The sequence below is a fragment of the Pseudomonas sp. SDO5591_S426 genome, from assembly GCF_054070755.1.
This window is the reverse complement of record NZ_JBSVXD010000277.1, coordinates 1-5,502: the sequence shown is the minus strand read 5'-3', so window position 1 is coordinate 5,502 and position 5,502 is coordinate 1. Positions and strand designations below refer to the sequence as shown.

General features: G+C 61.0%; 5 protein-coding genes. 1 reads left to right on the top strand and 4 read right to left on the bottom strand.

Features of this window, described 5'->3' with window-relative positions:
* Positions 1-96 precede the first annotated feature (96 nt).
* The 4 genes from ycaC to ACW9JC_RS28405 form a co-directional block, all read right to left on the bottom strand.
* Positions 97-723, bottom strand: coding sequence for an isochorismate family cysteine hydrolase YcaC (gene ycaC / locus ACW9JC_RS28420; protein ID WP_338585977.1), 627 nt, complete (start codon positions 721-723; stop codon positions 97-99).
* Positions 724-792: 69 nt separating this feature from the next.
* Positions 793-2,631: an amidohydrolase gene (locus ACW9JC_RS28415; RefSeq protein WP_457459198.1), complete on the bottom strand. Its 1,839-nt coding sequence runs from the start codon at positions 2,629-2,631 to the stop codon at positions 793-795.
* Positions 2,628-3,239 carry an antibiotic biosynthesis monooxygenase gene (locus ACW9JC_RS28410; protein WP_457459196.1) on the bottom strand — a complete coding sequence of 204 codons (612 nt, stop codon included), beginning with the start codon at positions 3,237-3,239 and terminating at the stop codon, positions 2,628-2,630. The genes ACW9JC_RS28415 and ACW9JC_RS28410 overlap by 4 nt, the downstream gene beginning before the upstream one ends.
* A 733-nt stretch (positions 3,240-3,972) precedes the next feature.
* Entirely contained in the window at positions 3,973-4,899 is a 927-nt protein-coding gene (locus ACW9JC_RS28405) for a LysR substrate-binding domain-containing protein (RefSeq protein WP_457459194.1), read from the bottom strand.
* A 158-nt stretch (positions 4,900-5,057) separates the two neighbouring features.
* Between ACW9JC_RS28405 and ACW9JC_RS28400 the strand changes: the two genes are divergently transcribed.
* A partial coding sequence (locus ACW9JC_RS28400; protein WP_457459192.1) for a helix-turn-helix domain-containing protein occupies positions 5,058-5,502 on the top strand: 445 nt, incomplete at its 3' end.

Below are 5,502 nucleotides of genomic sequence, written 5' to 3'. Positions count from 1 at the left end.
CTGCGGTAGCTTCTACATTGGAATGCGTTTCCCTGTAGGAGCTGCCGCAGGCTGCGATCTTTTCAAGGGTGCCGGCCGAAGCCGACAGCCGAACGCTTACTTGGCGGTAAACGTGGTGTAGCTGTTGATCAGGTTGCGGTAGTTCGGAATACGTTCCGACAACAGGTTGGCCAGGCCTTCCATGTCGTTGCGCCAGTCGCCTTGCAGCTCGCAGGCCACGGAGAACCAGTTCAGCAGTTGTGCACCGGCCGCCGACATACGCGCCCATGCAGCTTGCTGCACGGTGGTGTTGAAGGTGCCGGAAGCATCGGTCACCACGAACACGTCAAAACCTTCGGCCAACGCCGACAGGGTCGGGAACGCCACGCATACGTCGGTTACTACACCGGCGATGATCAATTGCTTGCGACCGGTGGCCTTTACCGCTTTGACGAAGTCGGCGTTGTCCCAGGCGTTGATCTGGCCGGGGCGGGCAATGAACGGCGCGTCCGGGAACTGCGCCTTCAACTCCGGCACGATCGGGCCGTTCGGACCGCTGTCGAAACTGGTGGTGAGGATGGTCGGCAGTTCGAAGAACTTGGCGATGTCACCCAACGCCAGCACGTTGTTCTTGAATTCGTTGGGCGAGAAATCCTGCACCAGCGAGATCAGGCCGGTCTGGTGATCGACCAGCAGCACCACTGCATCGTCTTTGTTCAGGCGCTTGTAAGGAACGTTGCTCATGTGAAACTCCTTGGTGGATGGTTGTGACTTGAAGCGCTGACGCTGACCGCCAGCGCTTTTTTGTATTCGTCAGAAGGCAAAGCACGAGCAACCGAAGGCGCCCCAGAAACCGGCGAAATCGCTGACCGGCGCGTTCGACAGACGCGCCCGTTCATGGCTGTGGGAATGCACCGCGCACGGCCCGCTGCACTGGTGAACCTGCGCCTGCAACGGTGCGTTCGGCCGCCAGTGTCCCGGCACTTTCGCCACCGGCGACCAGTCCGGCAGCACCGGCACACTGGCCGGCCCGAGTTTTTCGAAGTCACCGGCGGCGTACACCACCTTGCCGCCGACCACGGTCAACACCGACTCGATCCACTTGATCGCTTCTTCATCGACGCTGAAAAAGTCCGCGCTCAACGCCGCGACGTCAGCCAGTTGCCCGACCTTGATCTGGCCCTTCTTGCCCTGCTCGGACGAGAACCAGGCGCTGCCATGGGTGAACAGTTCGAGCGCGGTTTGCCGCGACAAGCCTTCGGCATGCAACTCCATGCCGCCAACGGTGCGACCGCTGACCATCCAGTACAGCGAGGTCCACGGGTTGTAACTCGACACCCGCGTGGCATCGGTGCCCGCGCCCACTGGCACATCTTCGGCGAGCATGCGCTTGATTGGCGGCGTCGCCTCGGCGGCTTTCGCGCCATAGCGCTCGACGAAGTACTCGCCCTGGAACGCCATGCGATCCTGAATCGCGATGCCACCGCCCAACGCCCTCACCCGCTCGATATTCTGTGGGGTGATGGTTTCGGCGTGGTCGAAAAACCACGGCAAGCCGTTGAACGGAATGTCTCGGTTGACCTTCTCGAACACGTCGAGCATGCGGCTGATGGATTCGTTGTAAGTGGCGTGCAAACGGAACGGCCAGCGCTGTTCGACGAGATGGCGCACCACCGGCTCCAGTTCGTCTTCCATGCTTTGCGGCAGGTCCGGACGTGGCTCCAGGAAGTCCTCGAAATCCGCCGCCGAGAACACCAGCATTTCCCCGGCACCGTTGTGCCGCAGGTAATCGTCGCCCTGATGCAACTTCACACTGCCGGTCCAGTTCTTGAAGTCGCTCAGCTCTTCCTTGGGCTTCTGGGTGAACAGGTTGTAGGCGATGCGCACGGTCAGTTGCTCATCCTTGGCCAACTGCTCGATCACTTGATAATCGTCCGGATAATTCTGGAAGCCGCCGCCGGCATCGATGGCGCTGGTCAGGCCCAGGCGATTGAGTTCGCGCATGAACTGACGGGTCGAGTTGACCTGATATTCCAGCGGCAACTTCGGCCCCTTGGCCAGGGTCGAGTAGAGAATCATCGCGTTGGGACGCGCCACCAGCATGCCGGTCGGATTGCCGTTGGCATCTCGAACGATTTCACCACCCGGCGGGTTCGGCGTATCGCGGGTATAACCGGCCACTCGCAGTGCGGCACGGTTGAGCAAGGCGCGGTCGTACAAGTGCAGGACGAACACCGGCGTGTCCGGCGCGGCCTGGTTGAGTTCTTCGAGGGTCGGCATGCGTTTTTCGGCGAACTGGAATTCGTTCCAGCCACCGACCACTCGCACCCATTGCGGCGTCGGCGTGCGATCGGCCTGGTCCTTGAGCATGCGCAGCGCATCGGCCAGCGACGGCACGCCTTCCCAACGCAATTCGAGGTTGTAGTTCAAACCGCCACGGATCAAGTGCAGGTGCGAGTCGTTGAGACCGGGAATAACGCAACGGCCCTTGAGGTCGATCACCTGCGAATTCGCGCCGCGCAACGCCATGGCTTCGGCGTCGTTCCCCACCGCGACGAAACGACCCTTGCTGATCGCCACGGCAGTGGCGAACGGGTTCTCGCGGTCAACGGTATGAAATTGGCCATTGAACAGAATCAGATCGGCGTTCATCGCGTTTCCTTTGGCAAATGGGAGGCGGACAGCCAGGGCGCGAACAGACGCGTCGCCATGGGCATGAAGACATACACCACCGACAGCACGATGGTCAGGGTGATCAGGAACGTGGCGACCACGTAACTGGACAGGAAGGCATTGAGCCGCAGCAGCGGCCCCCAGATCAGCGGCACCAGCAGCGTGTGCGGCAAGATCACCAGCAGCGTCACCACGGCCTGCTTCCAGCGCGGCGATGGCGAGCCGTCCTCGGCCTGAGGCGAGAACCAGAACTCGTTGACCGGATTGACCTCGGTCTGGTCGCCATCGGCGAGCATCGGCGCGGCTTCGTCGACCAGCGCCTGGCGTTGCGGCGAATCGAGCCAACGCTGCATCGCCTCGGTAGAACAAAAGCGTAGCACGCAGGTGTACATATCGAGGCCGGCGCTTTTGCCGCGCACCACATCCACCCCCAAATGCCCGACATTCTGCCCGGCGACTTTGACGATGTTGCGCAACCAGGCTTCGTAAGGCACTTCGAAGCCAACCTTGACCCGATGCTTGACGATCAGGGTCACGACTTCATCAGCTCCGGGGCTGGTTGGTTCAAGTGGATTGGTATCAGACATCACGCAAGGCTCCGGCGAAACGAGCATTCAGAGTGCCGGGGCGCGGGAAGAAAAAATTGGATGTACGTGCTCTTTTTTGAGCGTGAGTCGAGGTCTGCTTGTCAACATAGCCCTCTGTGGGAACGGGTACATCCGTCAGAGTTTGGTCGGCTGGGAGGCCGCCATCGCTGGCAAGCCAGCTCCCACAGGTTCGCAATACACTCGCAAAATCCCGGCCGCCTGAAAATAGCCATCGCCAGCAGGCTGGCTCCCACAGTGGATCGGCGTACACCCAAGCTCTTCACCACTCAACAGGCCGAGCGTTAGCTCGCCTGCCGCTCTTGATCTTGATCCACCCGCCCCATCGGCAGGCTGAGTGGAGGCGTTTATCCGGGGGTGGGCGCGTAGCGCCGTGCGGCGAAGCCGCACACATCGAGAGGAGGTCGTCGCGAAGCAGACCGGAGGCGATGCCCCCGGATGAATGCCGGAGCGAAGGAACCCCGAGCCTTAGCGAGGGCCGTACGTAAGGGGCGAGCGCTTTTTTGCTTACTTTTTAGCTGGGCCGGCATTCCGGCGTTTGTCAAAAAAGTGAGTCGCCGTAAGGGCGAAACCATAAGCAGCCGTTACCGCAGAAATGGATATGTACTCAGTCAAAAATCCCGGACACCTGACACATAGCCATCGCTGGCAAGCCAGCTCCCACAGGTTCGCAGTACACTCGCAAAATCCGTTCCCAGTAGACCGCAAGATCAAATCAGGCAGGCTCAGGAATCTCCAGCGACACCGACATGAACTGACTGATCCGCGAGCGCAACCAGCGCTCCGCCGGATCATTGTCGTGCACCCCGCTCCAGGCCATCGACAACTGTGCTGCCTCAATCTCGAACGGCGGGTCTTCAGCGCGCAAACCGCATCCCTCGACCAATGCGCATGCCGCATAATCCGGCACGGTGGCTATCATCTCGGTCCCGGCGAGCAATGCGCGCAAGCCGCTGAACTGCGGCACGCCGAGCACCACACGGCGACGACGCCCGACCTTGGCCAGGTCCAGGTCGATGTTGCCGCTCAGATCGCCGGAAAACGACACCATCGCATGCGGCCGCTCACAGTATTCGTCCAGCGTCAGCGGCCCCGGTCGGGTGTCGCCGCGCAACACCTTGCAGGGAATGTCGCGCAGTTTCTTGCGCTTGGCATTCGCCGGCAAATCGGTGGTGTAGCTCACACCCACGGAAATCTCCCCAGATGCCAGCAACGCCGGCATCAACAGGTAATTGGCACGACGCACCACCACCACGATCCCCGGCGCCTCTTCCTGCAACTGGCGCAACAACGGCGGAAACAAACCGAACTCGGCATCATCCGACAGCCCGATGCGAAACACGTCGCAGCTGGTGGTCGGATCGAACTCCTTGGCCCGGCTGACCGCACCGGAAATCACGTCCATCGCCGGTTGCAGCTCCTTGAGAATCGCCAGCGCCCGGGCCGTTGGCTCCATGGCCCGGCCGTTGCGCAACAGCAATGGATCATCAAACAGATCGCGTAACCGGCCGAGAGCGGCACTCACCGCCGGCTGGCCCATGAACAGTTTTTCCGCGACGCGGGTCAGGTTCTTTTCGAACATCAGCGACTCGAAAATCACCAGCAGGTTCATGTCGACGCGGCGCAGATCGTTTCGGTTCATAGGCACGGGTTCCTTGTGTATTGAGCCAGGCGCGAGGGTGACGATTGTGTCTGACTTTACTCAAGACTACCCGCACCCACCATGGAATTAACAACGTTTAACTCGCATGCCAGAGCCTTCGAATTCAAGAATGAAGCCTACCGACACGGACATTCGCCATGGCTCACTTCCAGCAAAACGCCGCCCGCGCGACAGTCACTGAAGCGCCAAAAAAAAGCGCCGGCGGCCTCAGCCCCCAGCGCGAACGGTTGGTGAAACAACTGATCCTCGAACGCCTCGGCGACAGCCTGGAGGTGACCGAACTGGCCCAGGCCTGCGCCCTCTCCCGTAGCCACTTCTCCCGCGCCTTCAAATCCAGCACCGGCCTCTCGCCTCAGGAATGGATTCGCCAGCAACGTATCGCCCGCGCCAAGCTGTTGATCCAGCACACGGACCAGAGCCTCACGCAAATCAGCCTGGAGTGCGGCTTCTGTGATCAGGCGCACTTCTGCCACATGTTTACCCGCAGCGAGGGCATCAATCCGTTTGCCTGGCGGTGCCGGGTCATGCGGGACGTAAAAAGCAAAAGATCGCAGCCTGCGGCAGCTCCTACAAGGCAATGCG

Bases quoted from the DNA above. Each gene is read 5' to 3' on its own strand.
- ACW9JC_RS28405 (WP_457459194.1), bottom strand. From the start codon at position 4,899: ATGAACCGAAACGATCTGCGCCGCGTCGACATGAACCTGCTGGTGATT.
- ACW9JC_RS28415 (WP_457459198.1), bottom strand. From the start codon at position 2,631: ATGAACGCCGATCTGATTCTGTTCAATGGCCAATTTCATACCGTTGAC.
- ACW9JC_RS28410 (WP_457459196.1), bottom strand. From the start codon at position 3,239: ATGTCTGATACCAATCCACTTGAACCAACCAGCCCCGGAGCTGATGAA.
- ycaC (WP_338585977.1), bottom strand. From the start codon at position 723: ATGAGCAACGTTCCTTACAAGCGCCTGAACAAAGACGATGCAGTGGTG.